This window comes from Methylobacterium sp. Leaf88, assembly GCF_001422795.1.
GTDB lineage: Bacteria > Pseudomonadota > Alphaproteobacteria > Rhizobiales > Beijerinckiaceae > Methylobacterium.
Genome location: NZ_LMMK01000053.1, coordinates 90,896 through 117,340, shown reverse-complemented (window position 1 = coordinate 117,340; position 26,445 = coordinate 90,896). Strand labels below are relative to the sequence as shown.

Annotated in this window: 29 protein-coding genes; 7 read left to right on the top strand and 22 right to left on the bottom strand. The window is 73.0% G+C overall.

Annotated elements, in window-relative coordinates; all coding sequences use genetic code 11:
• Window positions 1-4: 4 nt before the first annotated feature.
• Genes phnN through phnG form a run of 8 tightly spaced genes read right to left on the bottom strand, consistent with a single transcriptional unit; the run spans window position 5 to window position 6,327 of the window.
• The gene (gene phnN / locus ASF20_RS21445) at window positions 5-541 is read right to left on the bottom strand and encodes a phosphonate metabolism protein/1,5-bisphosphokinase (PRPP-forming) PhnN (protein ID WP_056277819.1); all 537 of its coding nucleotides are present in this window, start codon (window positions 539-541) and stop codon (window positions 5-7) included.
• Window positions 541-1,683 carry an alpha-D-ribose 1-methylphosphonate 5-triphosphate diphosphatase gene (locus ASF20_RS21440; RefSeq protein WP_056277816.1) on the bottom strand — a complete coding sequence of 381 codons (1,143 nt, stop codon included), beginning with the start codon at window positions 1,681-1,683 and terminating at the stop codon, window positions 541-543. The genes phnN and ASF20_RS21440 overlap by 1 nt, the downstream gene beginning before the upstream one ends.
• Window positions 1,684-1,706: 23 nt before the next feature.
• On the bottom strand, window positions 1,707-2,414 hold the full coding sequence (phnL, locus tag ASF20_RS21435) for a phosphonate C-P lyase system protein PhnL (protein WP_056277814.1): 708 nt from the start codon (window positions 2,412-2,414) through the stop codon (window positions 1,707-1,709).
• A complete protein-coding gene (gene phnK / locus ASF20_RS21430; protein WP_056277811.1) occupies window positions 2,411-3,181 on the bottom strand; it encodes a phosphonate C-P lyase system protein PhnK in 771 nt (256 codons plus the stop codon). The genes phnL and phnK overlap by 4 nt, the downstream gene beginning before the upstream one ends.
• Window positions 3,181-4,110, bottom strand: a complete 930-nt coding sequence (locus ASF20_RS21425) for an alpha-D-ribose 1-methylphosphonate 5-phosphate C-P-lyase PhnJ (RefSeq protein ID WP_056277808.1) — start codon at window positions 4,108-4,110, stop codon at window positions 3,181-3,183. Before ASF20_RS21425 ends, phnK begins: the two co-directional genes overlap by 1 nt.
• Entirely contained in the window at window positions 4,107-5,246 is a 1,140-nt protein-coding gene (locus ASF20_RS21420; RefSeq protein WP_056277806.1) for a carbon-phosphorus lyase complex subunit PhnI, read from the bottom strand. Before ASF20_RS21420 ends, ASF20_RS21425 begins: the two co-directional genes overlap by 4 nt.
• Complete coding sequence (gene phnH, locus ASF20_RS21415) at window positions 5,237-5,884, bottom strand: phosphonate C-P lyase system protein PhnH (protein WP_056277803.1); 648 nt, start codon at window positions 5,882-5,884, stop codon at window positions 5,237-5,239. The genes ASF20_RS21420 and phnH overlap by 10 nt, the downstream gene beginning before the upstream one ends.
• Window positions 5,884-6,327 carry a phosphonate C-P lyase system protein PhnG gene (gene phnG / locus ASF20_RS21410; RefSeq protein ID WP_280136514.1) on the bottom strand — a complete coding sequence of 148 codons (444 nt, stop codon included), beginning with the start codon at window positions 6,325-6,327 and terminating at the stop codon, window positions 5,884-5,886. Before phnG ends, phnH begins: the two co-directional genes overlap by 1 nt.
• A 169-nt stretch (window positions 6,328-6,496) precedes the next feature.
• Here phnG and phnF point away from each other — a divergent pair, with 169 nt between their 5' ends.
• From phnF to ASF20_RS21390, 3 genes are all read left to right on the top strand, one after another.
• Window positions 6,497-7,243, top strand: coding sequence for a phosphonate metabolism transcriptional regulator PhnF (phnF, locus tag ASF20_RS21405; RefSeq protein WP_056277797.1), 747 nt, complete (start codon window positions 6,497-6,499; stop codon window positions 7,241-7,243).
• Window positions 7,244-7,499: 256 nt separating this feature from the next.
• On the top strand, window positions 7,500-9,452 hold the full coding sequence (locus ASF20_RS21395; protein ID WP_156394182.1) for a YgiQ family radical SAM protein: 1,953 nt from the start codon (window positions 7,500-7,502) through the stop codon (window positions 9,450-9,452).
• Between the two features lie 65 nt (window positions 9,453-9,517).
• Window positions 9,518-10,033 carry a DUF1993 domain-containing protein gene (locus ASF20_RS21390; protein ID WP_056277790.1) on the top strand — a complete coding sequence of 172 codons (516 nt, stop codon included), beginning with the start codon at window positions 9,518-9,520 and terminating at the stop codon, window positions 10,031-10,033.
• 504 nt (window positions 10,034-10,537) lie between these two features.
• Here the strand turns inward: ASF20_RS21390 and ASF20_RS21385 are convergent.
• From ASF20_RS21385 to ASF20_RS21355, 7 genes are all read right to left on the bottom strand, one after another.
• Window positions 10,538-11,398: a universal stress protein gene (locus ASF20_RS21385; protein ID WP_056277787.1), complete on the bottom strand. Its 861-nt coding sequence runs from the start codon at window positions 11,396-11,398 to the stop codon at window positions 10,538-10,540.
• Window positions 11,399-11,779: 381 nt separating this feature from the next.
• On the bottom strand, window positions 11,780-12,631 hold the full coding sequence (gene phnE / locus ASF20_RS21380; protein ID WP_056277786.1) for a phosphonate ABC transporter, permease protein PhnE: 852 nt from the start codon (window positions 12,629-12,631) through the stop codon (window positions 11,780-11,782).
• Window positions 12,628-13,506 (bottom strand): phosphonate ABC transporter, permease protein PhnE, encoded by an 879-nt coding sequence (gene phnE / locus ASF20_RS21375; protein ID WP_056277783.1) that lies wholly within the window; start codon window positions 13,504-13,506, stop codon window positions 12,628-12,630. Before phnE (ASF20_RS21375) ends, phnE (ASF20_RS21380) begins: the two co-directional genes overlap by 4 nt.
• Window positions 13,507-13,554: 48 nt before the next feature.
• Window positions 13,555-14,481: a phosphonate ABC transporter substrate-binding protein gene (gene phnD, locus ASF20_RS21370; protein WP_056216431.1), complete on the bottom strand. Its 927-nt coding sequence runs from the start codon at window positions 14,479-14,481 to the stop codon at window positions 13,555-13,557.
• 30 nt (window positions 14,482-14,511) lie between these two features.
• Window positions 14,512-15,306, bottom strand: coding sequence for a phosphonate ABC transporter ATP-binding protein (gene phnC / locus ASF20_RS21365; RefSeq protein ID WP_056277779.1), 795 nt, complete (start codon window positions 15,304-15,306; stop codon window positions 14,512-14,514).
• A 92-nt stretch (window positions 15,307-15,398) separates the two neighbouring features.
• Window positions 15,399-16,028: a DapH/DapD/GlmU-related protein gene (locus ASF20_RS21360; RefSeq protein WP_056216434.1), complete on the bottom strand. Its 630-nt coding sequence runs from the start codon at window positions 16,026-16,028 to the stop codon at window positions 15,399-15,401.
• A 12-nt stretch (window positions 16,029-16,040) separates the two neighbouring features.
• Window positions 16,041-16,706: a DUF1045 domain-containing protein gene (locus tag ASF20_RS21355; protein ID WP_056277778.1), complete on the bottom strand. Its 666-nt coding sequence runs from the start codon at window positions 16,704-16,706 to the stop codon at window positions 16,041-16,043.
• Between the two features lie 140 nt (window positions 16,707-16,846).
• Between ASF20_RS21355 and ASF20_RS21350 the strand changes: the two genes are divergently transcribed.
• Window positions 16,847-17,749 carry a DUF3108 domain-containing protein gene (locus ASF20_RS21350; protein WP_082501495.1) on the top strand — a complete coding sequence of 301 codons (903 nt, stop codon included), beginning with the start codon at window positions 16,847-16,849 and terminating at the stop codon, window positions 17,747-17,749.
• Between the two features lie 116 nt (window positions 17,750-17,865).
• Window positions 17,866-18,084 carry a DUF2892 domain-containing protein gene (locus ASF20_RS21345; RefSeq protein WP_056216439.1) on the top strand — a complete coding sequence of 73 codons (219 nt, stop codon included), beginning with the start codon at window positions 17,866-17,868 and terminating at the stop codon, window positions 18,082-18,084.
• A gap of 110 nt (window positions 18,085-18,194) precedes the next feature.
• Here ASF20_RS21345 and ASF20_RS21340 read toward each other — a convergent pair whose 3' ends face one another.
• Window positions 18,195-18,461 carry a GlsB/YeaQ/YmgE family stress response membrane protein gene (locus ASF20_RS21340; protein WP_056185315.1) on the bottom strand — a complete coding sequence of 89 codons (267 nt, stop codon included), beginning with the start codon at window positions 18,459-18,461 and terminating at the stop codon, window positions 18,195-18,197.
• Between the two features lie 322 nt (window positions 18,462-18,783).
• Here ASF20_RS21340 and ASF20_RS21335 point away from each other — a divergent pair, with 322 nt between their 5' ends.
• Window positions 18,784-19,143 carry a RidA family protein gene (locus tag ASF20_RS21335; protein WP_056216442.1) on the top strand — a complete coding sequence of 120 codons (360 nt, stop codon included), beginning with the start codon at window positions 18,784-18,786 and terminating at the stop codon, window positions 19,141-19,143.
• The gene (locus ASF20_RS21330) at window positions 19,140-20,282 is read left to right on the top strand and encodes a polyamine ABC transporter substrate-binding protein (RefSeq protein ID WP_056216444.1); all 1,143 of its coding nucleotides are present in this window, start codon (window positions 19,140-19,142) and stop codon (window positions 20,280-20,282) included. Before ASF20_RS21335 ends, ASF20_RS21330 begins: the two co-directional genes overlap by 4 nt.
• 82 nt (window positions 20,283-20,364) lie before the next feature.
• Here ASF20_RS21330 and ASF20_RS21325 read toward each other — a convergent pair whose 3' ends face one another.
• The 6 genes from ASF20_RS21325 to ASF20_RS21300 form a co-directional block, all read right to left on the bottom strand.
• Window positions 20,365-21,735 (bottom strand): M23 family metallopeptidase, encoded by a 1,371-nt coding sequence (locus ASF20_RS21325; protein ID WP_056216446.1) that lies wholly within the window; start codon window positions 21,733-21,735, stop codon window positions 20,365-20,367.
• A gap of 119 nt (window positions 21,736-21,854) precedes the next feature.
• Window positions 21,855-22,511: a protein-L-isoaspartate O-methyltransferase gene (locus tag ASF20_RS21320; RefSeq protein ID WP_156648154.1), complete on the bottom strand. Its 657-nt coding sequence runs from the start codon at window positions 22,509-22,511 to the stop codon at window positions 21,855-21,857.
• Between the two features lie 250 nt (window positions 22,512-22,761).
• Window positions 22,762-23,529, bottom strand: coding sequence for a 5'/3'-nucleotidase SurE (gene surE, locus ASF20_RS21315; RefSeq protein ID WP_056277774.1), 768 nt, complete (start codon window positions 23,527-23,529; stop codon window positions 22,762-22,764).
• A complete protein-coding gene (serS, locus tag ASF20_RS21310) occupies window positions 23,529-24,812 on the bottom strand; it encodes a serine--tRNA ligase (protein WP_056277771.1) in 1,284 nt (427 codons plus the stop codon). Before serS ends, surE begins: the two co-directional genes overlap by 1 nt.
• A gap of 81 nt (window positions 24,813-24,893) precedes the next feature.
• Window positions 24,894-25,868 (bottom strand): outer-membrane lipoprotein carrier protein LolA, encoded by a 975-nt coding sequence (locus ASF20_RS21305; RefSeq protein ID WP_056277768.1) that lies wholly within the window; start codon window positions 25,866-25,868, stop codon window positions 24,894-24,896.
• A 126-nt stretch (window positions 25,869-25,994) separates the two neighbouring features.
• The coding region (locus tag ASF20_RS21300) for a DNA translocase FtsK (RefSeq protein WP_280136513.1) at window positions 25,995-26,445 on the bottom strand (451 nt) is incomplete at its 5' end.

Sequence of the window (26,445 nt, the reverse complement as noted above, 5' to 3'; positions counted from 1 at the left end):
CGGCTCAGGGCGCCCGCTCCCGCAAGTGCGCGACCAGCACGGCGGCGGCGCTGTCCGGATCGCGATCGTTCCAGATCGTGCACTCGGCCGCGATCGGGACGACGCGGTCGAGGCGGGTGCGTAGGTCGCCGTCCTCGGGCCGGGCGCGGGCGGCGAGGCGCCGGGCCAGCACCTCGGGGGCCGCCGTGATGGCGACGACGCCGACCTGTGGCAGGGTCCGCCGCGCCTCCTCGACGATCCGGCGGGAAACGTTGCAGACCACCAGCCGTCCGGCCCGCGCCAGCTCCACGGCGTTGCCGGGAATCGCGTAGCCGAGACCGTGCGCCCGCCAGTGCAGGGCGAAGGCGCCGGCGGCGGCGCCTTCGGTGAAGGCCTCCTCCGTGAGGGCGACGTTGTCCTCGTGGGCCGAGGGTGCGCGGGTGATGAGGCGGCGCGGGAAGACGAAACGGGGATCACCGCCCAGCGCGTCCCGCGCCAGCCGCAGCAGGGTGTCCTTGCCGGCCCCGCTCGGGCCGACCACGAGGGCGAAGCCGCCCGCCATCACACCACCCGCTCGCCGGCGCGCCACACCTGGCGCACCACCGGCACGCCCCGGGCGAGGCGGACGCGGACGAGGTCGGCGCGCAGGCCCGGCGCCAGCCGGCCGCGATCGGTCAGGCCGGTGGCGCGGGCGGGGTTCGCCGTCACGGTGGCGATGGCGTCCGGCAGGGTGGTCCCGGGGACGCGCTCGGGCAGCCCGAAGGCCGCCATCAGCAGGCTCGCCGGCACGTAGTCCGAGGACAGGATGCTGAGGGTGCCGGCCTCCGCCAGGGTATGGGCCGCGACGTTGCCGGAATGCGAGCCGCCCCGGATCAGGTTGGGCGCCCCCATCATCACGGTGATGCCGGCCGCGTGCGAAGCCTCCGCCGCCTCCAGGGTGGTGGGGAACTCGGCGAGGACCACCGATTCCTCCCGCGACAGCGCGACATCGGCCAGGGTGGTGTCGTCGTGGCTAGCGAGGGGGATGCCGTGCGCGTGGGCGAGGGCCACCAGGGCGGGACGGTTGACGGCGTTGAGGGCGCGGCCGTCGCGCATCTTGCGGGCGGTGCTGCGTTTTATCTCCTCGAGGGAGCGGCCGCCGCGCCCGGCATACACGTAGTACTTGTCGACGTCACGGAACTGGCGCTGGCCCGGCGTGTGGTCCATCAGCGACAGCAGGCCGATGGGGTAGCGCCCCGCGAAGGCGCGCACGGTCTCGACCACGTCGGGGGAGGGGATCTCGCAGCGCAGGTGCGTGCGGTGCTCGGCCCGGAACAGGCCGGCCTCCCCGGCCTCCGCCAGGGCGGCGGCGAGCAGCTCCAGCTCGGTGCCGAGGCCGCTGCCGTCCGGGTCGGTGCCGGCGCGCAGCGAGTCGAACACCGTGGTGATGCCCGACGCCGCGATCTGCGCATCGTAGGCCAGCACCGCCCCGAGGGGATGCCAGCGCACGCCGGGGCGCGGGGCGTAGTGGCTCTCCAGGTGGTCGGTGTGGAGCTCGACGAGGCCCGGAATGAGGGTGTCGCCGGCGCAGTCGAGGCCGCGCTCGGGGGCGCGACCGGTGCCGATCTCGGCGATGCGCCCGTCGGCCACGGCGAGCCAGCCGTCCTCGACCCGGTCGGGCAGGACCAGGCGGGCGTTCTCGAGGATCTGGACCCGGTCCGTCATGCTTGCCTGTTCCCGATCCCGAATCATGCCGCCAGCGCCCCGTGGAAGGCCGAGACGTCGACGATGCGCGTCGCCACCGCTTCGCGCACGTCCGCATCGTGGAAGATGCCGAGGATGGCGGTGCCGGCGGCCCGCTTCTCGGCGATGAGGTCCACCACCACGGCGCGGTTCCGTGCGTCGAGGGAGGCGGTGGGCTCGTCCAGGAGCAGGATGGGCCGGTCGGCGATGAGGCCGCGGGCGATGTTCACCCGCTGCTGCTCGCCCCCCGAGAAGGTGGCGGGCGGGAGGGCCCAGAGGCGCTCGGGCAGGTTGAGGCGGGCCAGGAGGTCGCCCGCCCGGGTCCGGGCCGCCGCGGGGGCGAGGCCGCCCTCGAGGCCGGCGGCCTCCACCACGGCGCGGGCGCCGACCCGGGGAATCACCCGCAGGAACTGCGAGACGTAGGACAGCGTGGTGCGGCGCAGCCCCAGGATCTCGCGCGGCGCGGCCGTGGCGAGGTCGACGATGCGGGCCCCGTCGCGGACCCGGATCGCCCCGCCGGCGCAGCGATAGTTGCCGTAGGCCATCTTCAGCAGGGAGGACTTGCCCGCGCCGGAGGCACCGCCGAGCACGACGCACTCGCCCGGACGGACCGCCAGGGTGGCGCCGGCGATGACGGGCAGCACGGCGCCGCCGCGCAGGTGCAGGGTGAAGCTCTTGGCCACGTCTTCGAAGGCGAGGAGGGGAGGCGTCATGCGGCGAGCACCGAGGAGACGAGGAGCTGGGTGTAGGCGGCCTGCGGATCGTCGAGGACCTGGTCGGTCAGGCCGGTCTCGATCACCCGGCCCGCCCGCATGACGAGGACGCGGTGCGAGAGCAGGCGCGCCACGGCCAGGTCGTGGGTGACGATGATGACCGCGAGGCCGAGCTCGGCCACCAGGCCCCGGATCAGGTCGAGGAGGCGGGCCTGGACCGAGACGTCGAGGCCCGAGGTCGGCTCGTCCATGAGGACGAGGCGGGGGGCGGTGACGAGGTTGCGGGCGATCTGCAGGCGCTGGCGCATGCCGCCGGAGAAGCGCGTCGGCGGGTCGTCGACCCGGTCGGGGGCGATCTCGACCCGGGCGAGCCAGTCGAGGGCGGTGGCGCGGATGCGGCCGTAATGGCGGTCGCCGATGCCCATCAGGCGCTCGCCGACATTGCCCCCGGCCGAGACCGCCATGCGCAGGCCCTGCGTCGCGTCCTGGCGCACGAACCCCCAATCCGTGCGCATGAGCGCGCGGCGCTCGACCGCGCTCAGCGTATCGAGGTCGCGCGTCGCGCCGTCGCGCATGCGGTAGGCGACCGATCCGGCATCGGCCGCGACCTCGCCGGCGACGAGCGAGAGCAGGGTCGACTTGCCGGAGCCGGATTCGCCGACCACCGCCAGGACCTCGCCGGGGTCGAGAGTGAAGCCGATGCCGTCGCAGGCGAGGCGCCGGCCGTAGCGCTTGGTCAGGCCCTCGACGCTCAGGAGCGGGTCCATCACGCGGCCTCCCCGGTCTGGCCGTCGGCGCGGCGGGTCTCGCCAAGGCAGCTCTCGCCAAGGCGGCTCTCGCAATGGTCGGTGTCCGAGCAGACGAACATCCGCCCGCCGGCATCGTCGAGGACGACCTCGTCGAGATAGACGCCCTCGGCGCCGCAGAGGGCGCAGGGGCGGTCGAAGCTCTGGACCCGGAAGGGGTGGTCCTCGAAGTCGAGGCTGCGCACCCGCGTGTAGGGCGGGATCGCGTAGATGCGCTTCTCGCGCCCAGCGCCGAAGAGCTGGAGGGCGGGGCAGTCGTCCATCTTGGGGTTGTCGAATTTCGGGGTCGGGGAGGGGTCCATCACGTAGCGGCCGGCCACCTCCACCGGATAGGCGTAGGTGGTGGCGATGTGGCCGTGGCGGGCGATGTCCTCGTAGAGCTTCACGTGCATGAGGCCGTACTCGGCCAGCGCGTGGAGCTGGCGCGTCTCGGTCTCGCGCGGTTCGAGGAAGCGCAGGGGCTCGGGGATCGGCACCTGGTAGACGAGGACCTGCCCCTCGACGAGCGGCGCCTCCGGGATGCGGTGGCGGGTCTGGATCACGCTGGCCTCGGCCGTGCGCGTCGTCGTGGCGATTCCCGCGGTGGCGGTGAAGAAGCGCCGGATCGAGACCGCGTTGGTGGTGTCGTCGGCGCCCTGGTCGATCACCTTGAGGACGTCGGCGGCGCCGAGGATCGCGGCGGTGACCTGCACGCCGCCGGTGCCCCAGCCGTAGGGCATCGGCATCTCGCGGGCGGCGAAGGGCACCTGGTAGCCCGGGATCGCGATGGCCTTGAGGATGGCCCGGCGGATCATCCGCTTCGTGCCCGCGTCGAGATAGGCGAAGCTGTAGCCGGGGCCGGCCGAGACGGTGACGGCGGCGGGCGCCGCGGCGGGGTTGGACGGGTTCATTCGGCGGCCTCCCGCAGCGGCGATTCGTCGGATTCGGGCGGAGGCGCCGCCGCCCGGGCGGCGTGCTCGGCGCGCAGGCGCCGCACCAGGTCGAGCTCGGCCTGGAAATCCACGTAGTGCGGCAGCTTCATGTGCTCGACGAAGCCCGTGGCCTGCAGGCTGTCGCAATGGGCCAGCACGAATTCCTGGTCCTGGGCCGGCACCGCCACGGCCTCGCCGAGTTCGGCGGCCCGGAGCGAGCGGTCCACCAGGGCCATGGCCATGGCCTTGCGCTCGCCCTGGCCGAAGACGAGGCCGTAGCCCCGGGTGAATTGCGGCGGCACCGCCCCGTGGCCGTGGAACTGGTTGATCATCTGGCACTCGGTCAGGTCCACCGTGCCGAGGCCGACCGGAAAGCCGAGTTCCTCCGGGGTGAATTCGAGGTCCACCGCCCCGACCCGGATCTCGCCGACGAAGGGGTGGGTGCGGCCGTAGCCGCGCTGCGTCGAGTAGCCGAGGGCGAGGAGGAAGCCCTCGTCGCCCCGGGCCAGCCCCTGGAGCCGCACCGCCCGGTCGACGGGGTAGTCCACCGGCTCGCGGGTGAGGTCGCCCACGGGGGCGCCCGCGTCCGGGGGCGAGGGTTCGAGCAGGCCGGCCTGCCCCAGGAGGTCGGTGACCCGCGGGCAGGCGGCGGCATCGGCCTCCGGCTCCGCCTCGGCGGCGGGATCGGGGGAGCGGTCTCGCGAATCCCCGTCGGCCAGGCCGAAATCCACGAGGCGGTGGGTGTAGTCGAAGGTCGGGCCGAGCACCTGCCCGCCGGGCAGGTCCTTGAAGGTGGCGGAGATGCGCCGCACCAGGGTCATCGCGCCGGTGTCGACCGGCTCGGTGGCGCCGAAGCGCGGCAGGGTGGTGCGGTAGGCCCGCACCAGGAACACCGCCTCGACCACGTCGCCCCGGGCCTGCTTCAGGGCGAGGGCGGCCAGATCGGGATCGTAGAGGGAGCCCTCGGTCATCACCCGGTCGACGAGGAGGCGCATCTGCTCGCGGATCTGCGCCACGGTGAGCTCGGGCACGGCCGGGTCGCCGCGCCGGACCTCGGCCAGGAGGCGGTGGGCGTTGTCGATGGCGGCCTCGCCGCCCTTGACCGCTACGTACATGGCAGAGCCTCCGAACCCGGCAAAGCTTCGGCGCCGACGGGCCGGGCCGAGCGCGGCAGCCCGGCGAGGCGGCCCGGCGCCACGAACAGACAGTCGATCCCGAGCGGGAAGCCCGCATGGTTCGCGGCCCAGCGCGCGGCCCAGGCGGCGGGCAGGGGGCCGGCGTCGAGCCGCGCCGTGCCGCGGATGCCGGGTCCCGCGAAAACCTGTCCCGCGAAGGCCGGCCCTGCCTCGTCGGAGAGGGTGTCGACGGCCAGGATCAGCGTGGCGGAGGCATCCGGGTAGGCGGGGGTGCCTTGGGCGAAATCCGTGAAGGGCGGGCAATGGGCCGGATCGGCGATCAGTGCGAAGGCGGCCTCTCCGGGGGCCGCGACCAGGGGCGCCCCGGTGTGGAAGCGCAGGAAGCCGGCGACCGCCGGGTCCGCCCGGAGCGGCGCATCGAGCCAGACCGGCGTGTCGGCGTCGGTCAGCGCCAGGGCCAGGGCCGCGAGCTCGGGAGTGAGGGGGGCGGGCGGCGCCAGGGCGGTGACCAGGGGGCGGATCCGCCCGGGCCGGCTCAGGGCCTCCATCGCGGCGCGGAAGACGGCCTGGCCTTCGTGGACGGGATCGGCGAAGCCGGGGGCGAGCCTGTGGGCCATCAATCCTCGCCCCGCGCCAGGGTGAAGAAGGTGACCCGGGTGGCCGCCGCCTTGCGGGCGGCCCGTTGCGCCGCCTCCGCCCGGCGGCCGGCGATCTCAGCCAGCGCCGCCTCGAGAGCGGGCCGCGCCTCCGGGCGCTGCCAGTGGGCATCCAGGATGGCGGCGAGGCGGGCGCGGACCCGGTCACGGCCGAGATGGTAGGCGAAGCCGGTCTCGCCCCCGGGCAGGCGCACCGCCGCCCGGGTCACCGTGGCTTCGCCGGCATTGAAGGGCCGGCCGTCGCCGCCGATCCGCCCGCGGACCATGACGAGGCCCGTCTCGGGCGCCCGCAGGTCCTCCGCCTCGGGGGTGGCGCCGGCCCGCGCCAGGGCCGCCCGCAATTCGTCGGCCGTCGCCGCACCGGCCCGCGCCATCGCCCGCTGGCGCGGGGCAAGGTCTGGCATCCCGGGCCCGGGTGGTGTTTGGCTGGCGCTCGGCATCGGTCGGTCTCCAAACCTGTCTATATGTGTAGACAAGTGGATGATCGGGCGCAAGGGCTTTCGAGGACGCCGTGCATTTCGAGGACACCATGCCTTTCGAGGACACCATGCAGACGACGCACGCGAGCCACCCATGACCGAGGCGGGCGACAGCCGCGTGACGGCGCTCCAGCGCGGGGGCGGCCTCGCCGCCTGGCGGCAGATCGCGGACGCCCTGGCGGACGAGATCCGCGGCGGGACCCTGGCGGCCGGGGCGCAGCTGCCGGCCGAATCGGCGCTCGCCGCGCGCTTCGGCGTGAACCGGCACACGGTGCGCCGGGCGCTCGGCGTGCTCGCCGAGGGCGGGCTGGTGCGGACCACGCAGGGGCGGGGCAGCTTCGTGGAGCAGGGCCCGATCGCCTACCCGATCGGCCCGCGCACCCGCTTCTCCGAGATCGTCTCGCGCACCGGGCGCGAGGCCTGGGGCGACCTGATCGCGGCCGCCACCAACCCGGCGGATGCGGACTGGGCCGAGGCCCTGGGGATCGCCCCGGGCGCGCCGATCCTCGAACTCCTCACCGTGCACCGGGCCGACGGCGCCCCGATCTCGACGGCCCGGACCTGCCTGCCCCTGCCGCGCTTTACCGGTTTCGACGCCGCCTACGCCGCCAGCGGCTCGCTCACCCGGGCCTATGCGGGCTTCGGGGTGGCCGACTACACCCGGCTCTCCACCCGGATCGGTGCCCGCCCGGCCAGCCCCGAGGAGGCGGAGCGCCTGGACATCGCCCCCGGCCGCACCCTGATCGCCCTGTCCAGCGTGAACGTGGACGGCGCGGGCACCCGCATCCAGGCCACCCGCAGCCTCTTCGCCGCCGACCGGGTGGAACTGGTGGTGGAGTGAGGCGGGCTCCGATTCGGCCGGGGCGGGCGACGTGCTGGCAGTACGGGAAAGGCCAGGAGACGGACGAGGCGGACGGGCACGGCGTCGCGGCCGGTCCGATGTGGTCGCGGCACCCGGCCGCCGCGGGCTTCGTTGAGATCGTGGCCCGGGCGGTCTATGCACGGGCCCCATGGACCTCCAAGCTCCCGTGAGTCGCTCCGTGGCTCCCCTCGCCTGCACGCCGCCGCTGAACCGGACGGCGGCGCCGTTCCTGCCCATGAGCCGCGCCGAGATGGACCGGCTCGGGTGGGACGCCTGCGACATCGTCCTGGTGACGGGGGACGCCTACGTGGACCACCCGAGCTTCGGCATGGCCATCATCGGCCGGCTGCTCGAGGCGCAGGGCTTCCGGGTCGGCATCATCGCGCAGCCGGACTGGCAATCGGCGGAGCCGTTCAAGGCCCTGGGCCGGCCGACGCTGTTCTTCGGCGTCACCGGCGGCAACCTCGATTCGATGGTGAACCGCTACACGGCGGACCGGCGCCTGCGCAGCGACGACGCCTATACGGCCGGAGGCGAAGGCGGCGCCCGGCCGGACCGCTGCACCATCGTCTACACGCAGCGCTGCCGCGAGGCCTACAAGGACGTGCCGATCATCCTCGGCGGCATCGAGGCCTCGCTGCGCCGCATCGCCCATTACGATTACTGGTCCGACAAGGTGCGCCGCTCGATCCTGGCGGATGCCAAGGCCGACCTGCTCCTCTACGGCAATGCCGAGCGCGCCGTGGTCGAGGTGGCCAACCGCCTCGCGGCCGGCGAGGCCCCGCAGGATCTCCACTCCGTCCGGGGCGTCGCCCTGTTCCGCCGGGTGCCCGAGCCCTACACCGAGTTGCCCGCCGACGACCTCGATTCGGCCGACGAGGCCGCCAGCCGCCGCCCCGGCGAGACCGTGATCCGGCTCCCCGCCTACGACGAGGTCAAGGACGACAAGGAGGCCTATGCCCGCGCCTCGCGGGTGCTGCACCGGGAGGCCAATCCCGGCAACGCGCGCCCCCTCGTCCAGCGCCACGGCGACCGCGACCTGTGGCTGAACCCGCCGCCGATCCCGCTCTCCAGCGACGAGATGGATGCGGTCTACGACCTGCCCTACGCCCGCGCGCCCCATCCGTCCTACGGCGACGCCAAGATCCCCGCCTGGGACATGATCAAGTTCTCGGTGACGATCATGCGTGGCTGCTTCGGCGGCTGCACCTTCTGCTCCATCACCGAGCACGAGGGCCGCGTCATCCAGAACCGCTCGGAGGGTTCGATCCTGCGCGAGATCGAGCACATTCGCGACAAGACGCCGGGCTTCACGGGCGTGATCTCGGATGTCGGCGGGCCGACGGCGAACATGTACCGGATGGCCTGCAAGGACCCGAAGATCGAGGCGGCCTGCCGGCTGCCGTCCTGCGTCTTCCCCGACATCTGCCCGAACCTGAACACCTCGCACGACGACCTGATCCGGCTCTACCGCAAGGTCCGCGAGGTGGAGGGCGTCAAGAAGGTGATGGTCGCCTCCGGCGTGCGCTACGACCTCGCGGTCCGGAGCCCCGAATACGTCGAGGAGCTCGTGACCCACCACGTCGGCGGCCGTCTCAAGATCGCCCCCGAGCACACCGAGCGCGGCCCCCTCGACCTGATGATGAAGCCGGGCATCGGCACCTACGACCGCTTCAAGGAGATGTTCGACGCCGCCGCCCAGAAGGCCGGGAAGAAGTACTACCTGATCCCGTACTTCATCGCGGCCCATCCGGGCACGACCGACGCGGACATGCTCAACCTCGCCCTCTGGCTCAAGAAGAACGACTACCGCGCCGATCAGGTCCAGACCTTCCTGCCCTCGCCCATGGCGACGGCGACGACCATGTACCACACCGAGATCAACCCCCTGCAGGGCGTACGGCGCGGCGGCAGCGAACCGGTCGACGCGATCAAGGGGCTGCGGCAGCGCCGGCTGCACAAGGCGTTCCTGCGCTATCACGACCCCGAGAACTGGCCCCTGCTGCGCGAGGCGCTGCGGGCGATGGGCCGGGCGGATCTCATCGGGCCGCGGCCGGACCAGCTGGTTCCGGTCTCGCAGCCGTCGGGAACGGGCTCCGGGGCGGGCAAGGGGCGGGGCCAGCCGCAGCCTGCGCGCCATCCGGGCGCGCCGCGCTTCACCACGAAGGGCGTGCCGCTGCGGAAGTGACGGTCCCGCGCGCCATGTGCGCGGTCTCACCGCATCCGGGGCGACAGGTGCCCTACGTCCCCCGGATGAGCATCCCCATCCGCGACGTCAGCGTCCCGATCTTCGTCAACGCCCTGCGCAGCATGAGCGCGTGGCTCGACAAGGCGGCATCGGAACAGCCGGAGGCCGCGTTGATCGGCCGGCGGCTGGCGCCGGACATGAAGCCCCTGCCGGCCCAGTATCAGATGGCCTCCGACAGCGCGAAGAACGCGGTGGCCCGGCTCGCCGGGATCGAGGCGCCCGCGATGCCCGACGTCGAGACGACCTTCGCCGAACTCCAGGCGCGCTGTGCCAGGACGATCGCCTTCGTCGAGGGCGTCGATCCGGCCGCCTTGAGCGCCGAGCGCGAGGTGGAGCTGAAATTCCCGAACGGCATGGGATACCGCTTCAGCGGGCAGGCGTATCTCACCGGCTTCGCGCTTCCGAACTTCTTCTTCCACGTCACCACTGCGTACGGCATCCTCCGCAGCGCCGGGGTGGGCCTCGGCAAGATCGACTACCTCCAGCATCTCGGCCCGCCGACCCTCCCCACGGCGAAGTAGGCGCGCCAGGCGCCCGAACCCCGAAACCCGAGACCGGGCGCTCGTCGCCGGCCTGCCGGTGGACGCCGTGGCGGCCGATCCGCCCCCCGGCAGGACCCGGGTCGTGACGGCCGGGCGGGATCAAGGCCGGGGCGCGCGGGACGAGCCAGGATGTCCCGGCCCGGGGACCGATTGCCCCCGGGCAGAGGATGGGATGCGGGCGGGCCGACGACGTCCCGAACTCACTCGACGAAGCCCCAGGCGGCGTCCCGCGCGCGCCGGTCGTCCTCGTCCATCGGGCGCATCCAATCATCCGGGCAAGGAGTTCGGCACGGATCTCGGCAGGCATCCCCGGCGACCGCCGGTGCGGCGGGCGGCGCGGGCCGGACCGGGGATGCCGGTTCCCCCGCGCGGCGCGGGCCGGGCCGGGGCGGATCGCTCGCCCGCGCCCCCCGTCCCGGGGTCCGACCGCCGACGTGTCGTCTTGGAATCGTCATGGAAGCCCTCCTCAATGGGCCAGGAATCTCAATGGGCCAGGAACAGCGCCGCCGGGCTGCCCCGAAGGAGCGCCCGGGTGACGCCGCCGAAGAAGAACTCCCGGATGGGGGAATGCCGGTAGGCGCCGGCCACGATGAGGTCGGCCCGGAGCATCCGCGCCCGGTCGCACAGCGTCTCCGCGATGCCGTCCGCCACCGGCAGGTCGACGACCGTGACGGCCACGCCGTGGCGCGCCAGATGGGGGGCGAACTCGGCGCCCGGCACGGCGGCATGGAGGTCCTCCGGGTCGGCGACGCAGACGATCTCCACCACCTCGGCCGCGCGCAGGAACGGCAGCGCGTCGTTGGCCGCCCGCGCCGCCTGCGCGCTGCCGTCCCAGGCCACGACGATCCGCTGAGCGGAGAAGGCCTCGATGCCCGGCGGCACGGCGATGACGGGGCGTCCGCTGATGAACAGGGCCTTCTCGACGATCTCGCGGTCGATGTCGTAGGTCCGGGAGCCCGCGTCGAGGACCGTCAGGTCGTGCAGGCGCGCCTGCCTCGCGAGCCGGCCCACGATCTCCGGGAAGGGCAGGCTCGGCGTCTCGACCGTGCAGATCACGCCCGCCTGCGCCGCATCCCCGGCCACGCGGTCCGCGACGGAGCGAGCCAGCGCATCGAGGCGCCGGTCGATGGCGGCCACGCCGTCGAGGTCGAACGCGCCGAGCCAGGCATCGTCGCCGGTCAGCCGCCACGAGGCCGACTGGACCGTCAGGTGGGCGCCCGCGGCTCTCGCGAGGGTCAGCCCGTAGCCGATGGCGGCGGAGGCCTCCGGGCGGTCGGATTCGATGGCGGTCCCGACGAGGATGTCGCGGATGGCAGAGAGCGGCGAAGGAACGGCCTGGGACATCGTTCGTCTCCCGATTGAGCCGCCCTCAGCCTCGGCCGGTTTCGAACGATCCGCCTTGATCCACCTCAAGTCATCGCGCAGGCCCGATCCCGGCGAACGCGGCCGGGCGGGATTTCCACTGCGTGCCGCGAAGACGGGACGCACCACCACGGACCCGGGAAGGCCTGGAATGCGCGGGACAGCCCGCCCCTGCGATGACGTCCCGACCCGGGAGCTTTCCGGCAGGACGTCCCCGACGGCGCCCGCCCTCGGCGAGATGCGCCGATGCCTCGGACGTTCGCCCGGCGGCTCGATCCCCCATGCGGCGACCGGCCGGCCCGGGGCGGACGATCCGGGCCGCGTCAGACCCGATCCGCCCCATCTCGCCGCGGGACCGGCCGCCTAGCGCGCGGCCCCGCCGATCAGGGCCCGGCGCAGGCGTCCCGAGACGGCGTCGATGAGGGCCACGGTCACCAGGATCATCAGGATCAGGAAGGCGACCTGGCGCAGTTCGAGGACGCGGATCAGCTCGCTGAGATACTGGCCGATGCCGCCCGCGCCGACGATGCCGATGATGGTGGCCGAGCGGGTGTTCGATTCGAAGAAGTACAGCACCTGGCTGCCGAGCACCGGCAGCACCGCCGGGATCAGCCCGAAGCGGATGCGGTGCAGCGCGGTGCCGCCGGAGGCGGAGACGCCCTCGCCGGCCTTGGCGTCGGCGGTCTCCACCGCCTCGGAGAACAGCTTGCCCAGCGCCCCGACATCCGCGCACGCGATGGCGAGCGCCCCGGCGAAGGGGCCGAGCCCGACGACGTTGATCCAGATCAGGGCCCAGATCAGCACGTCGACGGAGCGCATCACGTCGAGGCCGCGCCGGACGGTGAAGTGCACGAAGGGGTTCGGCACCACGGTGCGGGCGGCCAGGAACGCCACGGGAAAGGCCAGGAGCGCGGCCGTCAGCGTGCCGATGAAGGCGATGCCGAGGGTCTCGGCCAGCGCCTGGAGGAAGGCGAAGGCCCGGCCGCCGGTCTCGGGCGGCCACATCAGCAGGCTGAACTCGCCGAGGCGGCCGAGGCCGGCCAGCAGGCGCGCGCCGGAGACATCGAGGCGCACCAGGGCGTAGGCCGCCAGGGTGGCGAGGCCGGCCAGCGCCAGGACCGTCAGGAGGCGCCCCCGCCAGGCCGGTCGGAAGCTGTCGGGAAAGCGCCGGCGCAGGGCGGCGATCTCGGCCGGGGTCGGGTCGGGGCCGGTCATCGCAGGCCCCCGAGCAGCCCGTGGCGCAGGCGCTCGGTGCCGAGGTCGATCGCCATCACGGTGAGGATGATCAGGACCAGGATGGCGCTGACGTCGGGGTAGTAGAAGTTGCGGATCGCCACGAGGAGCTCCTGTCCGATGCCGCCGGCGCCGACGAAGCCCATGACGCCGGCACCCCGCACGTTGATCTCGAAGCGCAGCAGCCCGTAGGAGACGAAGTTCGACAGCACCTGCGGCAGCACGGCGAAGCGCAGGGTCTCGATCCGCCCGGCCCCGGCGGCGGTGAGGCTCTCCACCGGCCGCATGTCGATGTTCTCGACGACCTCCGAGAACAGCTTGCCGAGCGCCCCCGTGCTGTGGATCGCCAGGGCCAGCACGCCCACCATCGGCCCGAGGCCGAAGGCGATGACGAAGAGCAGCGCGAACACGATCTCGGGCACGGTGCGGCAGAATTCGAGCCCGCGCCGCACCAGGATGCAGGCCGTCCGGCTGCCCGTCACGTTGGCGGCGGCGGAGAAGCACAGGAGGACGCCGCCGATCGCCCCCAGGAGGGTGCCGAGATAGGCCATCAGCAGGGTCTCCCCCAGGAGCCCGAGCCATTTCGGCCCGCCCCAGTACCATTCGGCCAGGTCCCCCGGCAGGTTCGCCCAGGTCAGGGGTGGCAGGATCTGGACGATGTAGTCGGTGAAGCGGCCGAGATGGGTCGCCAGCACCCAGGGGCGCACCTCCGCGGCCCAGGCGGCGAGCCCGGTGAGGACGACGAGCCCGGCGAGGCCCGCCCAGGTCCGGCGCCGGGTCGCGGCGACGGCGGCGTCGTAGGCCCCCGCCAGGGCGGCGGCCCGGTCCGGGGGCAGGGGCGCGATCCGCTCAGGCATCGGTCGTCCCCGGCGCGCCCCCGCGCCCACGGCTCGTGACGGGTCCGGTCAAGATTTGCGGCGCTGGTCGTCGTTGAACTTCAGCATCTCGATGATCGGCTGGTAGTCCTTCAGGGTCACGGGGGTGAGGCCCTGGTCCTTGCCGTCCGAGAGCCGGTCGAAGGCCGCCTTGTCGGCCGTGGGCATCGCCACCAGGGCCTCGCGGATCTTCGCCTTGAGGGCGTCGGGCAGGCTCGACAGCATGGCGAAGGGGCCCTCGGGCAGGAAGTCGGACTTGAACACCACGCGGAAATCGGCCTGGCTCATCGGCGTGCCGTCGGGCTTCTTCAGCATGCCCTTGGCGGCCATGCGGGTGACCATGGTGTCGGTGTCGGTGTTGTAGAGGTTGGCCGCCGCGTCCACGGTGCCCTGCACCAGGGCGAGGACCGCGTTCTCGTGGCTGCCGGCATAGACGGTCTTGCCGAAGACCGTGTCGACCGGGTAGCCGGCCTTGTTCAGGAAGAAGCGCGGCGCCTGGTTGCCGGAGGTGGAGTTCGGGTCGACCAGGGCCAGGTTCTTGCCCTTGAGGTCCTCGATCGTCTTGTAGGGGCTGTCGGCGCGCACGTAGACCACCGAATAGTAGCCCGAGGCGCCGGTGTTGTGGCGCTGGTTGACGATGGGCTCGACCTTGACGCCGGTCATCACCGCGCGGGCGAAGGAGGCGGGGCCGTAGAAGGCGAGCTGGGCGTTGCCGGCGCGCTGGCTCTCGATCACGGCGGCGTAGTCGTTGGCGATGCGCAGCTTGACCGGCACCCCGAGGGCCTTCGACAGGTAGGCGGTCATCGGCGCGTAGCGATCGGTGGTGCCCGACGCGTTCTCGGCCGGGATCACCGCCAGGGTCAGCTCCGGATAGGCCGCACTCCAGTCCTGGGCGGCGGCGGGCGCGGCGAGGAGGGCGAGCGCGAGGGCTCCGGCGAGGGATCGGCGGGTCAGCATGGGAAACTCCCGGATGGAGGGTTTCAGGACTCAGGCGACGAGGGCGGCGGGGTAGGGCGCGCGGCGCGCGGGCGCGTCCATGACCTCGCCCGCCTCCAGCCCGTAGAGCTGGCGGGCGACGTCCTCGGTGAGGTCGGCGGGGGCGCCGTCGAACACGAGGCGGCCGTCGGCGAGGCCGACGAGGCGGTCGCAATAGGTGCGGGCCAGATCCAGGGAGTGCAGGTTGCACAGGACCGTGATGCCGTGGCGCCGGTTGGCCTCGGCCAGGGCGTCCATGACGATGCGGGTGTTGCGCGGGTCGAGGGAGGCCACGGGCTCGTCGGCCAGGATCAGGTCGGGGGCCTGCATCATCGCCCGCGCGATGGCGACGCGCTGCTGCTGGCCGCCGGAGAGCTGGTCGGCCCGGTGCCCGGCGAAGTCGCCCATGCCGAAGCCGTCGAGGGCGGCCAGGGCCAGGGCGCGCTCGCGCTCGGACCAGAGCTTGAGCAGCGCGCGGTGCCGGGGCACCTCCGAGAGCCGGCCCATCAGGACGTTGCTGAGCACGTCGAGGCGGCCGACGAGGTGGAACTGCTGGAAGATCATGGCGCAGCGCGCCCGCCAGCGCCGCAGGTCCCGCCCGCGCAGGGCCGTGACGTCGAGGCCGTCGAACAGGATGCGGCCGCCCGTCGGCTCGGCGAGGCGGTTGATCATCCGCAGCAGGGTCGACTTGCCGGCGCCCGAGCGCCCGATCACGCCGACGAAGCGGCCGCGGGGGATGGCGAGGGAGACGCGCTCCACGGCGCGGCGGTCGCCGTAACGGCGCGTCAGATCTTCGAGGATCAGCATGCGGGTATCCGGCGCTTCACGATGAACGCCGGTAAACCCGCGGGGCACGACAGGATCATGACAGTTGTTCGGCTAATCGAGAGCCGGAAGTCTCAGGCCTCTGCTTCGTAGCGCTCCAGGAACGCGTCGATCGACAGGGCGCGGAAGTCCGGCAGGGCGCGGCGCAGGCGGGCGTGGTCCCAATCCCACCAGGCCAGGGCCAGCAGGCGCTCGGCGATCGCCTCGGGAAAGCGGCGGCGCACGACCCGGCCCGGATTGCCGACCACGACGGTGTAGGGCGCGACATCCCGCGTCACGATCGTGCCGGCGCCCACCACCGCCCCGGTGCCGATGGTGCGCCCGGCCAGGATGACGGCGCCGTGGCCGATCCAGACGTCGTGGCCGATGCGGACGGGCCGGGCCCGGCGCCGGGCGAAGAAGGCGGGCTCGTCCCGCTCCTCCCCCGGCCAGTAGGCGCCGGCCCGGTAGGTGAAGTGGGATTGCGAGGCCCGCTCCATCGGGTGGTTGCCGGGGTTGATCCGCACGTGGGAGGCGATGGAGCAGAACTTGCCGATGGTGGTGTGGTTCGCCTGCCCGTCCTCGACGATGTACGTGTAATCGTCGAGATGCGTCTCGCTGAGGCGCGTGCGCGCGCCGACCTCGGTGTAGCGGCCGAGGCGGCACGCCGAGAGCTCGGCGGTCGGGTGGACGGCCGGTTCGAGGCCGAGGCGATCGGAGACCATCGGGCGATCCTGTCAGGCGGGGAAGGGGAGGCGGCGCAGGAGGCGGAACGGGCCCGCGCCGTCCTGGACGACCACGCTCACCGCATCGACCGTCAGGTCGGGCAGGCCCGCGGCGGCGGCGGCCAGCAGGGGCAGGGCGGTCGCCCCGTCCTCCGGCCCGAGGGGGCCGGTGAGCGTCATGTGGAAGCGGAAGGCCTCGAAGACGTGCGGATAGCCCCAGCGCTCCAGCAGCGCCCGGCCGCGGGGATCGAGGCGCTCGGGGCGGCGGCGGGCCCGCTCGGCGGGCGTGAGGGGCGCGCGCAGGGGATCGAGGGCCGCGACGCACTCGGCGGCGAGGAGGCCGAGGGCGGCCGGGGGGGCAACCGGCACCAGGGCGGCGAAGGCCCCGAGGGCGGCGACCCGCAGGGGGCCGACGGGCAGGGGGCTCCGGTGCGCGGCCAGGGCCTCGGCCGCCGCGAGGAGATCGGCCTCGGTGGCGCCGGGGGCGAGGCGCATCGGCGCCTTCAGGGTGGCGTGGAAGCCGTAGGTGCGCGGCTCGGCGGTGTGGGCGGCCAGGATCGCCCGGAGCGCCTCCGGGCCGGGCGCCGGGCCGGGACCGAGGATCGCCTCGCCGAAGGCGTCCAGGGCCGAGCCCGGGGCGGGCGTGAAGTAGAGGGCGTATCGGGCGGGTCGGTCCAACGGGGTCGTGTCCTGGCGGCACGCGAGGGGCGGGGTGGGCCGCACGGGATGCGCCCGCGCGCGAGGTGCCGAAGCGCGCATACCACGGGCGCCCGACGCCGATATGACAGGCTGGGCGCCGTCCGAGGCGCGATGAGGCGATGGCCGTGTCCGCGCGCAGGCACAGACAGATCCGGACCCTGACCCCGCACTCCCTTGCCGTGGCGGTCGCCCTGCTGGTGGCCGGCGGGGCCGGCGCGCAGGCCGCGGGGGAGGCGCCCACGCGCCGCTTCACGGCCGCCTACGGCCTGAGCTTCCTGAACCTGCCGGCGGGCGAGGCGAGCCTCGCGGTCGAGCGGGCGGACGCGCGCTACGCCCTCGAGCTCGAGGCGGGCCTGCGCGGCCTCGCCGGCTTCTTCTTCGACGGGGCCGGCAAGGCCACCGTCGCGGGGTCGACGAATCGCGCCGGCGCGGTCACCGCCACCTTCCGGATCGACAGCCGCTACGGCGGCAAGCCGATCGCGGTGGAACTCGATCTCGCCGGCGGGCGCGTGCGCAGCGCCAGCGTCGCGCCGCCCCCGACCCCGCGCGACGACCGGGTCCCGGTGGCGCCGGAGGACAGGGTCGGCGTGGTCGACCCCCTGACCATGCTGACGATTCCCCTCGGGACCGCTCCCCTGGACCCCGGCCTGTGCGACCGGCGCATCCCGGTCTTCGACGGGGCGAGCCGGGCCGACCTCGTGCTGTCGCGGGGCAGCCTCGCCACGGTGACGGAGGGCGCCTATCGCGGCCCCGCCCTCGACTGCCGGGTGCGCTGGGTGCCGATCTCCGGGCACCGCTCCGGCGGGAGCAACGTCCGCCGCATGGCCGCCAACGACGACATGCGGGTGCGCTTCGCCCCGATCCTCGACGGGGCGCTGCTGCTGCCGCTGTCGATCACGGTCGCCACCGGCTGGGGCTCGGTGCGCATCGAGGCGACCCGCTGGGGCGGGGCGCCGCCGGCCGGCCCGGACGCCCCGGCGGCGAGGCCCGGCGTGACCGTGCGGCTGCCCAACGCCCGCTAGCTCGGGCGTGGCTGGGACCGGCCCCGGCGACGACCTCGTGCCGCCCCGCACGCCGGCGGTGGAACGCCCGTTCCCCCGCCGCGTTCGCCCCGCGACGCAGCACAGGAGACGCCAGCATGGCCAATGCGATGATCCACGACATCTTCAGCGGCACCCCGAACCTCACCACCACGGAGCGCGCCGTCTCGGTGGTGCTCGGCCTCGGCATCGCCGCCGCCGCCGCGCAGCCGCGCCCGAACAAGTGGCTCAGCCTCGCGGCCCTCGTGGTCGGCGCCGGCCTCGCCATCCGCGGCGCCACCGGCCACTGCGCCGTCAAGGCCGCGACCGAGGCCTGACCGGCCCCGCGCCCGGTGCCCACGGCATCGGGCGGATCGCGACCGGACACGAAAAAGGGGCGCCTCGGTGAGGCGCCCCGTCTCGTTTCGGGCTTCGGACGTCGCTGGCCTTACAGCGTGGTGGTCGAGCGGCGGCCCTGGATGAAGCCGTAGATCGCCAGCACGACGATGGCGCCGACGACGGCGCCGATCAGGCCCGCGCCCTGGTTCGGACCGTACCAGCCTAGCGCCTGGCCGAGGAAGGTGGCGACGAAGGCGCCGACGATGCCGAGGATCGTAGTCAGGATGAAGCCGCCGGGCTCGTTGCTGCCCGGCATGATGAACTTGGCGATGACACCGGCCAGAAAGCCGATGATGATGGTCCAGATGATACCCATGAGCTGATCCTCGAACTTGGCCGAACCCTCTGGGTCGGACGTCACTGGCGGCAGGGGCCGGCTTTCGAGCCTTGGCCTTGGCGCATGGGGTGAGAACGCCGCACCCGCGGGATGAGTTGCGCCGCACGACGGGACTTTGTCACGTGGACGGAAACGCCGATCCGGCGCGGCCGGTTCGCCGCGCGCGCCGGGCGCGGGGGGCCTTTACGTTCGGGTCCCCGACGCGGCACAACGCTTGCCCCGAGCCGGGATGCCAAGGGGGCATTCCAGGGGTGCCCCGCGGCATCCCGCGGCCGACACGCGAGAGGCACGTATCCCCGCCATGACGATCCAGCGCTTCGAATCCGGTCCCCGCATGAGCCAGGCCGTCACCTACGGCGACATGGTCTTCCTCGCGGGCCAGGTGGCCGGCACGGTGGTGGGCGCCGGCGTCACCGCGCAGACCCAGGAGATCCTGGGCGAGATCGACCGCCTGCTGGCGGCCGCCGGCACCGACAAGAGCCGCATCCTCACCGCCACCATCTACCTGGCCGACATCGCCACCTTCGCGGAGATGAACGCCGCCTGGGACGCCTGGGTGGCGAAGGACAACCCGCCGGCCCGCGCCACGGTGGAGGCCAAGCTCGCCGCCCCCGAATACCTTGTCGAGATCGTGGTCGTGGCCGCGAAAGGACAGGCATGAGCCGAGCCGGCACCCGCCGCGCGCTCCTGTCCGGGGGGCTGGTCGCCGGGGCGCTCGCCGCCCTGGCGCCCGGCCTGCCGGGGGCCCGGGCGCAGACGCCCGCGCCGCAGGGCGAGCGCGTGGTCAACATCTACAACTGGTCGGACTACATCGACCCGAAGGTGCTCGACGCCTTCACCCGGGAGACCGGGATCAAGGTCGTGTACGACACCTACGACAACAACGAGATCCTCGAGACCAAGCTGCTGGCCGGGCGCTCGGGCTACGACGTGGTGGCCCCTTCCGGGCCGTTCCTGCAGCGGCTGATCCGGGCGGGCGTGTTCCAGCCCCTCGACAAGGCCCGGATCCCCAACCTCGTCCATGCCTGGCCCGAGATCGCCGCGCGGCTCGCCACCTACGACCCCGGCAACACCTACGCCGTGGACTACATGTGGGGCACCACCGGCATCGGCGTGAACCTCGCCCAGGTGCGCGAGCGCCTGGGGGCGAACCAGCCCCTCAACAGCTGGGGCCTCGTCCTCAATCCGGGCCTGATGGCCAAGCTCAAGGATTGCGGGGTGATGCTGCTCGATTCCCCCGAGGACCTGATCCCGAGCCTGCTGCCGTTCTATGGCTTCAAGCCGGATTCCAAGCGCTGGGACGACATCACCCAGGTCACCGACGCCCTGTTCAAGGTCCGCGGCTCGGTGCGCAAGTTCCACTCCTCGGAATACATCAACGGGCTGGCCAACGGCGACCTCTGCCTGGCGGTCGGCTATTCCGGCGACATCATGCAGGCGCGCAAGCGGGCCGAGGAGGCCAAGAACGGGGTCGAGATCGGCTATGTCATCCCCCGCGAGGGCGCGCTGATGTGGTTCGACGCCCTCGCGATCCCGAAGGACGCCCCCCATCCCGCCGAGGCCCACCGCTTCCTCGACTACCTGATGCGGCCCGAGGTGGCGGCGGCCAACACCAACTTCGTCTCCTACGCCAGCGGCAACGCGGCGGCCCGGAAGTTCGTCAAGCCTGAGATCCTGGCCAATCCCGGCATCTACCCGGACGAGGCGACGATGCAGCGCCTCGCCAGCAACACCGCCTGGGACGACCGCACCCAGCGCTTCGTCACCCGGAGCTGGACCCGGGTGCGCACCGGCCGCTGAGGCCGTCGCCGACCGGCCCCCCAAACGAGAACGGCGGCCCCGAGGGACCGCCGTTCCGCGTTTCGGCGCGAGCGCCCGACGATCAGTTGCTGGCGAGGTGGGGCATCGGGTCGACCGGGGTCGCGCCCTTGCGGATCTCGAAGTGGAGCTGGGGCGAGGTCACGTTGCCGGAGGCGCCGGACTTCGCGATGGTCTGGCCGCGCTTCACCTTCTCGCCGGGGCGCACGTCGAGCTCGCCGTTATGGGCGTAGGCCGAGACGTAACCGTTGGAGTGGCGCACCAGGACGAGCTTGCCGTAGCCCTTCACGTCGGAGCCCGCATAGGCCACGGTGCCGTCCTCGGCCGCCTTCACCGCGGTGCCCTCGGGCACCGAGATGTTGATGCCCTCGTTGCCGGAGGTGCCGTAGCCCGAGATCACCCGGCCCTTGGCGGGCCAGCGGAAGGACTGCTCGGAGGCGGCGACCGACCCGGTGCTGGCCGGCTCTGCCTTGGGCGCCTCGACCGCGGCGACCTTCACGGGCGCCTTGGCGGCCTCCTTGGCGGCGGCCTCCGCGGCCTTCGCCTCGGCGACCTTGCGGGCGGCCTCCTTGGCGGCGTCGGCCTTGGCCAGCTTGGCCGCCTCGGCCTCGGCCGTCTTGCGGGCCGCCTCGGCCTTCTTGGCCGCGTCCTTGGCCGCGTCCGCCTTCGCCTCGGCCTTCACCTCGGCCTTGGCTTCCTTGATCTCGATCTTGCGGACCGCCTTGTCCTCGGCCTTGGCGACGGCCTGACCGGGACGGGGATGGGCCTTGCGGGCCTCGGCCGCCTTGGTCTCGGCGAGCTTGGCGGCGGCCGCCGCCTTCTCCGAGGCCTTGCGGGTCTCGGAGGCCTTCGCAGCCTCCACGACCTTGCGGGCTTCGGCGAGCTTGGCGGCCTCGGCCTGGCGCTTGGCCTCGACCTTGGCCTCGGCGGCCTCGCGGGCCTCCGCCTCGCGGCGGGCGTCGGCGGCACGCTTCTCGGCGGCCCGGTCGATCACCTTCGGGGCCGGCGCGGCGGGCACCGCGCGGGTGCTCATGCGGGCCGCATCGGGATTCATGCCCGAGACCGCCGAACCCGTCATGCCGCCCGAGACCGGCTCGGTGGAGGCGAGACGCGTGGTCTGGGGCCGGGCCGGGGCGGGGGCCGCCGCCATCGGGCGGGGCGACATGGCCGCCGGCGAGGAAGCCGCGCCCGGGGCCCCGAGGGCCTGGGACTGGATGCGGCTGGTGCGCACCACCGGCGCCGGGGCGATCTCGCCGTCGGGCAGGCTGCCCGTCGCGGCGGGCTCGCTCGACAGGTTCGAGGCAAATGGATTGCCGAAGGGATCGCCCAACCGGGACGCATCCGAAGAACAGGCGGCCGCACCGCCTCCAATCACGCCGATGAGCGCGAAACGCGACAGCGTCCTCAACCCTCGACCAGTCCCGCGAACCCGCATCGACGCACCTGTTTGCCTGACGCAACTTGATGACGTCATTCAAACCCGATTCAGGTTAAGCAACCGTTCCGATTCACCACGTTCGCGGCACGGACGGGGCTCCGCCGGAACCTTTCGCGCTACAGGACGCCGGCGCGCCCGGGGGTGAGCGGCGCCAGCCGGACGGCCGCGCCGGGGCGGACGTCCAGGGTGCCGTCCAGTCCCCGCGTCCAGGTGACGAGGCCCGCCGCCTCGGGCCGGCCGACCGGGGCGACGAGGCGGCCGCCGGGGCCGAGCAGGTCGCCGAAGTGCCCGGGAATCGCCGGCACCGTCCCGTTGAGGAGGATGCGGTCGAAGGGCTCCGCCCCCCGCAGGGTCGCCGGGTGCAGCCCGTCCCCGACGGTGATCGTGGCGAGCGGCCGGTCCTCCGGCACGAGGTTGTCGCGGGCCTCGTCCGCCAGGGTGGCGTAGCGCTCGAGGCTGCGCACATGGGCGGCGCCCAGCCGCAGCAGCAGGGCGGTGACGTAGCCCGAGCCGGTGCCGATCTCGAGGATGCGGGCGCCCGGGCGCAGGCCCAGGGCCTTCAGCATCGCCGCCACCGTGGTCGGCGCCGTCATGGTCTGCCCGCAGGCCAGGGGCAGGGCGAGGTCGCGCCGGGCGAGGTCGCGGTGCCGGGCCGGGGCGAAGCGCTCGCGCGGCACCCGCTCCATCGCTCGCAGGGTGTCGGTGTCGCGCACGCCGCGGCCCCGCAGGGCCATGACGAAGGCGGCATCCTCGATCGAGCCCTCGTGCATCATGGCTGACTCTCGAAGAAGGCCCATTGTCCCTGGGTGTGTGCCGCAGGGGGGACGGCTTGTCCCGGGCGCGGATGCTCAGAGTTGCGGCTCGGATTCGAATGGAACGCGTTCCCCTCCCCCCTGCGGGGAGGGGGCAGGGGTGGGGGTCGCTCCGCTGGCCTCAGTCGGTCGCGGGTCACCCAGCCACCCCCAACTCCCACGCCTCCCCACAGGGGGGAGGAGGGCCGCGTCGGGCTGAGCAAAACGATTGCTAAGCCTCCGAAAAACCCTGCGCGAAGCGCGTCAGGCTCGGCTCGTCGGTGAGGTCGAGGCGCAGCGGCGTGACCGAGATGCGCTTCTCCGCGATGGCCTTGAGGTCGGTGCCGTGGCCGGGCTGGAACGTCGCCTTGGCGAAGGCGAGCCAGAAATAGGGATTGCCGCGCCCGTCCTGGCGCGCATCGATCTGGAGCAGGGCCTGGTTGCGGAAGCCCTGCGCCGTCACCGCCGTGCCCAGGACCTCCCCGGGCTCGCAATCGGGGAAGTTCACGTTGACGACGATGCCGGGCTCGATGCCGATGTCGAGGATCTTGCGGACGACCCCGGGGCCGTGCTCGGCGGCGCAGTGCCACTTGATGGCGCCGCGCCCGCCGGCCCCGTAGGCCTGGCTCAGCGCGATCGATTTCACGTTGAGGATCGTCCCCTCCATGGCCGCCGCGATGGTGCCCGAATAGGTCACGTCCTCGGCGACGTTCTGGCCGCGGTTGACGCCCGAGAGCACCAGGTCGGGCCCGTGGTCCTTGAGGATGTGGCGCACGCCCATGATCACGCAGTCGGACGGCGTGCCCTTCACGGCGAAGCGCTTCTCGGCGACCTGGCGCAGACGCAGGGGGTCGTTCAGCGAGAGGGAATGCGAGACGCCGGACTGGTCGGTCTCCGGCGCCACCACCCAGACGTCGTCCGAGAGGGCCCGGGCGATCCCCTCCAGGGTCTCGAGCCCCGGCGCGTGGATGCCGTCGTCGTTGGTGACGAGAATGCGCATCAGCTCTTGAACCCCTCGATCCGGTCGATCCCGCCCATATAGGCCTTCAGCACCGACGGCACCGTGACGCTGCCATCCGGGTTCTGGTAGTTCTCCATGACGGCGATGAGCGCGCGGCCCACGGCCACGCCGGACCCGTTGAGGGTGTGGACGAAATTCACCGCCTTGCCATCCCGGGCGCGGACGCGCGCGTTCATCCGCCGCGCCTGGAAGTCGCCGCAGACCGAGCAGGACGAGATCTCGCGAAACGTCTCCTGGCCCGGCATCCAGACCTCGATGTCGTAGGTCTTCTGGGAGGCGAAGCCCATGTCGCCGGTACACAGCGTCATGATCCGGTAGGGCAGGTCGAGCTTCTTCAAGACCGCCTCGGCCGAGCCCAGCATGCGCTCGTGCTCCGCGGCCGACTGCTCCGGATGGGTGATCGAGACGAGCTCGACCTTGTTGAACTGGTGCTGGCGCAGCATGCCGCGGGTGTCCCGCCCCGCCGAGCCGGCCTCGGCCCGGAAGCACGGGGTGAGGGCGGTGAAGCGCAGGGGAAGCTCTTCCTCGCGCAGGATGCTCTCGCGCACGAGGTTGGTGAGGGGGACTTCCGCCGTGGGGATGAGCCAGTGCTCGCCCGCCTGGAACTGGTCGTCCCGGAACTTCGGCAGCTGCGCCGTGCCGAACATCGCCTCGTCGCGCACCAGGATGGGCGGCGCCACCTCGGTGTAGCCGTGCTCGCCGGTATGCAGATCGAGCATGAACTGCCCGAGCGCCCGCTCCAGGCGGGCGAGCTGGCCCTTGAGCACCACGAAGCGGGCCCCGGACATCCGGGACGCGGCCTCGAAATCCATCAGGCCCGAGGCCTCGCCGATCTCGAAATGCTGCTTTCCGGTGGCGAGCTGGGGCCGGTGCGCCGCGAAGCGGCGGTACTCCACGTTGCCGTGCTCGTCGGCGCCCTCGGGCACCTCCGGGTTCGGGCGGTTCGGGATCGCGGCGAGGCGCTCGTCGAGGGTCGCCGCCGCCTCCGCCTGCGCGGCTTCCAGGGCCGGGGCCTCCTCCTTCAGGCGGGCGACCTCGGCCATCAGCGCCTGCGCCCGGTCCTCGTCCTTGGCCTTCTTGGCGCCGCCGATCTCCTTGGCAAGCGCGTTGCGGCGCTCCTGGTTGCCCTGCGCGGCCGAGATCGCGGACTTGCGCGCGTCGTCCAGGGCGATCAGCTCGGCGGCGAGTGGCGCCAGCCCGCGGCGGCGCAGGGCCTCGTCGAAGGCGTCCGGATTGTCGCGGATGGCGCGGATGTCGTGCATGGGCTCGGCTCGTACGATGCGAGCCCGACGCTTAGCCGCATCGGCCCCGGCCCGACAAGCGCGGCCGGGTGATCCGCCCCGCTACTGCGCCCGGATCTGACGCTCGGCCGCCTTGTCCTCGGCGCGCCCGTAATTGATGAAGAACAGGTTCCCCTCCACGGGGCGCCCCTTCTGCAGGTTCGTGAGCTGCACCGTGGTCTGGTAGCCCTGCGGATCGGTGATCCGCCACTGGCTGAGGGTCTTCACCTCGGCGTCGAAGAAGAGCTGGATCTTCGAGGTGCCGCCCAGCGTCGAGCGGTCCTCCAGGGCGATGCGCAGGCCGCCCGGATCGTTGGCCACGTCGGTGACGGAGAGATCGCGGGCGAGGTCGATCTTGTCGCGCAGCAGGAATTTCAGGGGCGTCTGCGAGATGAAGTAGAGGTCCTGGGTGCCGAGCTTGCGGTCCTTGACCGCCACCGAGGTCCCGTCGGCCACGATCTCCAGGGGGGAGGGCTGGTCGTAGTCGAAGCGCAGGCGGCCGGGCTTGGCGAGCGTCAGCTTGCCGCCGATGCGGCGCCCGTCCGGGCCGATCTGGACGAAGCTGCCGGTGAGCGTGGTCATGCCGTTGAAGTAGGCGTTGGCCTGGGCGATCACCGTGGCGTCGTCTGCCTCCGCCGCGACGGCGGCTGCGGCGGGCGCGCCCACGGCCGCGACCTTGGCGGCCTTTCCGTCGGCGACCTTGCCGTCGACGACCTTGCCGTCGGCGGCCTTCCCATCGGCAGCCTTCGGATCCGCGGCCTTGGCCTCGCCCCTGGGGGCTTTCGCCTCGCCCTTGGCCGCCTTGTCGGACGGCTTCGTGGTCTTCGGCGCCTGGGCGACGGGCTTCTTCGGAGCGGCGGCCGGGGGCGCGGGCTCCGGGGCGGGCTCCGGCTCGGGGGCCGGGGCCGGCTGCTCCTTGCGGCCGAACAGGCCGTCGAGGAACGAGGAGACCTGGGCGGAGGCCGGCTGCGGCAGGGCGAGGCCCGCCGCCAGGACGAGCAGCGGACCGGCGGCGAGGCGGTGACGGCGGCCGATCATCGGGACGCTCCCTTGAGGCGATGCGTAGGCGTGCGGATCGAGTGCGGGTGGTGCCCGCTTAGAAGCCCGCCCTGTGGCGAATATGCGACGGGTGGGACGGCCACCGCCCCACCCGCGCCATCCGGCTCAGTCGTCGTAATCCATCATGCCGGAGGCGGCGTGGCCGCCCTCCATCAGGATCTCGCGCTTGCCGGCATGGTTGGCCGGGCCGACGATGCCCTCGATCTCCATCCGCTCCATGATGGAGGCGGCGCGGTTGTAGCCGATCTGCAGGCGGCGCTGGATGTAGCTCGTCGAGGCCTTGCGGTCGCGCATCACCACCTGCACCGCCTGGTCGTAGAGCTCGGCGCCGGGATCGATGCCGCCGCTGCCCGCATAGGCGCCGGCGTCGAAGATCGGGGCGTCGCTGTCCTCGATCTCGGCCGCCTGGGCCTTCTCGGCCCGGTCGGCCTTGTCCGCCTTCGCGCCCTTGGCGGGCTTCTCGTCGCCGCTGCCGTCGTCGGCCGTGACGGCCTCGAGGTAGGAGGGCCGGCCCTGGCGCTTGAGATGGGCGACCACGCTCTCGACCTCGGCATCC

Bases quoted from the DNA above. Each gene is read 5' to 3' on its own strand.
- phnN (WP_056277819.1), bottom strand. From the start codon at position 541: ATGGCGGGCGGCTTCGCCCTCGTGGTCGGCCCGAGCGGGGCCGGCAAG.
- ASF20_RS21440 (WP_056277816.1), bottom strand. From the start codon at position 1,683: ATGACGGACCGGGTCCAGATCCTCGAGAACGCCCGCCTGGTCCTGCCC.
- phnL (WP_056277814.1), bottom strand. From the start codon at position 2,414: ATGACGCCTCCCCTCCTCGCCTTCGAAGACGTGGCCAAGAGCTTCACC.
- phnK (WP_056277811.1), bottom strand. From the start codon at position 3,181: ATGGACCCGCTCCTGAGCGTCGAGGGCCTGACCAAGCGCTACGGCCGG.
- ASF20_RS21425 (WP_056277808.1), bottom strand. From the start codon at position 4,110: ATGAACCCGTCCAACCCCGCCGCGGCGCCCGCCGCCGTCACCGTCTCG.
- ASF20_RS21420 (WP_056277806.1), bottom strand. From the start codon at position 5,246: ATGTACGTAGCGGTCAAGGGCGGCGAGGCCGCCATCGACAACGCCCAC.
- phnH (WP_056277803.1), bottom strand. From the start codon at position 5,884: ATGGCCCACAGGCTCGCCCCCGGCTTCGCCGATCCCGTCCACGAAGGC.
- phnG (WP_280136514.1), bottom strand. From the start codon at position 6,327: ATGCCAGACCTTGCCCCGCGCCAGCGGGCGATGGCGCGGGCCGGTGCG.
- phnF (WP_056277797.1), top strand. From the start codon at position 6,497: ATGACCGAGGCGGGCGACAGCCGCGTGACGGCGCTCCAGCGCGGGGGC.
- ASF20_RS21395 (WP_156394182.1), top strand. From the start codon at position 7,500: ATGAGCCGCGCCGAGATGGACCGGCTCGGGTGGGACGCCTGCGACATC.
- ASF20_RS21390 (WP_056277790.1), top strand. From the start codon at position 9,518: ATGAGCATCCCCATCCGCGACGTCAGCGTCCCGATCTTCGTCAACGCC.
- ASF20_RS21385 (WP_056277787.1), bottom strand. From the start codon at position 11,398: ATGTCCCAGGCCGTTCCTTCGCCGCTCTCTGCCATCCGCGACATCCTC.
- phnE (WP_056277786.1), bottom strand. From the start codon at position 12,631: ATGACCGGCCCCGACCCGACCCCGGCCGAGATCGCCGCCCTGCGCCGG.
- phnE (WP_056277783.1), bottom strand. From the start codon at position 13,506: ATGCCTGAGCGGATCGCGCCCCTGCCCCCGGACCGGGCCGCCGCCCTG.
- phnD (WP_056216431.1), bottom strand. From the start codon at position 14,481: ATGCTGACCCGCCGATCCCTCGCCGGAGCCCTCGCGCTCGCCCTCCTC.
- phnC (WP_056277779.1), bottom strand. From the start codon at position 15,306: ATGCTGATCCTCGAAGATCTGACGCGCCGTTACGGCGACCGCCGCGCC.
- ASF20_RS21360 (WP_056216434.1), bottom strand. From the start codon at position 16,028: ATGGTCTCCGATCGCCTCGGCCTCGAACCGGCCGTCCACCCGACCGCC.
- ASF20_RS21350 (WP_082501495.1), top strand. From the start codon at position 16,847: ATGGCCGTGTCCGCGCGCAGGCACAGACAGATCCGGACCCTGACCCCG.
- ASF20_RS21345 (WP_056216439.1), top strand. From the start codon at position 17,866: ATGGCCAATGCGATGATCCACGACATCTTCAGCGGCACCCCGAACCTC.
- ASF20_RS21340 (WP_056185315.1), bottom strand. From the start codon at position 18,461: ATGGGTATCATCTGGACCATCATCATCGGCTTTCTGGCCGGTGTCATC.
- ASF20_RS21335 (WP_056216442.1), top strand. From the start codon at position 18,784: ATGACGATCCAGCGCTTCGAATCCGGTCCCCGCATGAGCCAGGCCGTC.
- ASF20_RS21330 (WP_056216444.1), top strand. From the start codon at position 19,140: ATGAGCCGAGCCGGCACCCGCCGCGCGCTCCTGTCCGGGGGGCTGGTC.
- ASF20_RS21325 (WP_056216446.1), bottom strand. From the start codon at position 21,735: ATGCGGGTTCGCGGGACTGGTCGAGGGTTGAGGACGCTGTCGCGTTTC.
- ASF20_RS21320 (WP_156648154.1), bottom strand. From the start codon at position 22,511: ATGATGCACGAGGGCTCGATCGAGGATGCCGCCTTCGTCATGGCCCTG.
- surE (WP_056277774.1), bottom strand. From the start codon at position 23,529: ATGCGCATTCTCGTCACCAACGACGACGGCATCCACGCGCCGGGGCTC.
- serS (WP_056277771.1), bottom strand. From the start codon at position 24,812: ATGCACGACATCCGCGCCATCCGCGACAATCCGGACGCCTTCGACGAG.
- ASF20_RS21305 (WP_056277768.1), bottom strand. From the start codon at position 25,868: ATGATCGGCCGCCGTCACCGCCTCGCCGCCGGTCCGCTGCTCGTCCTG.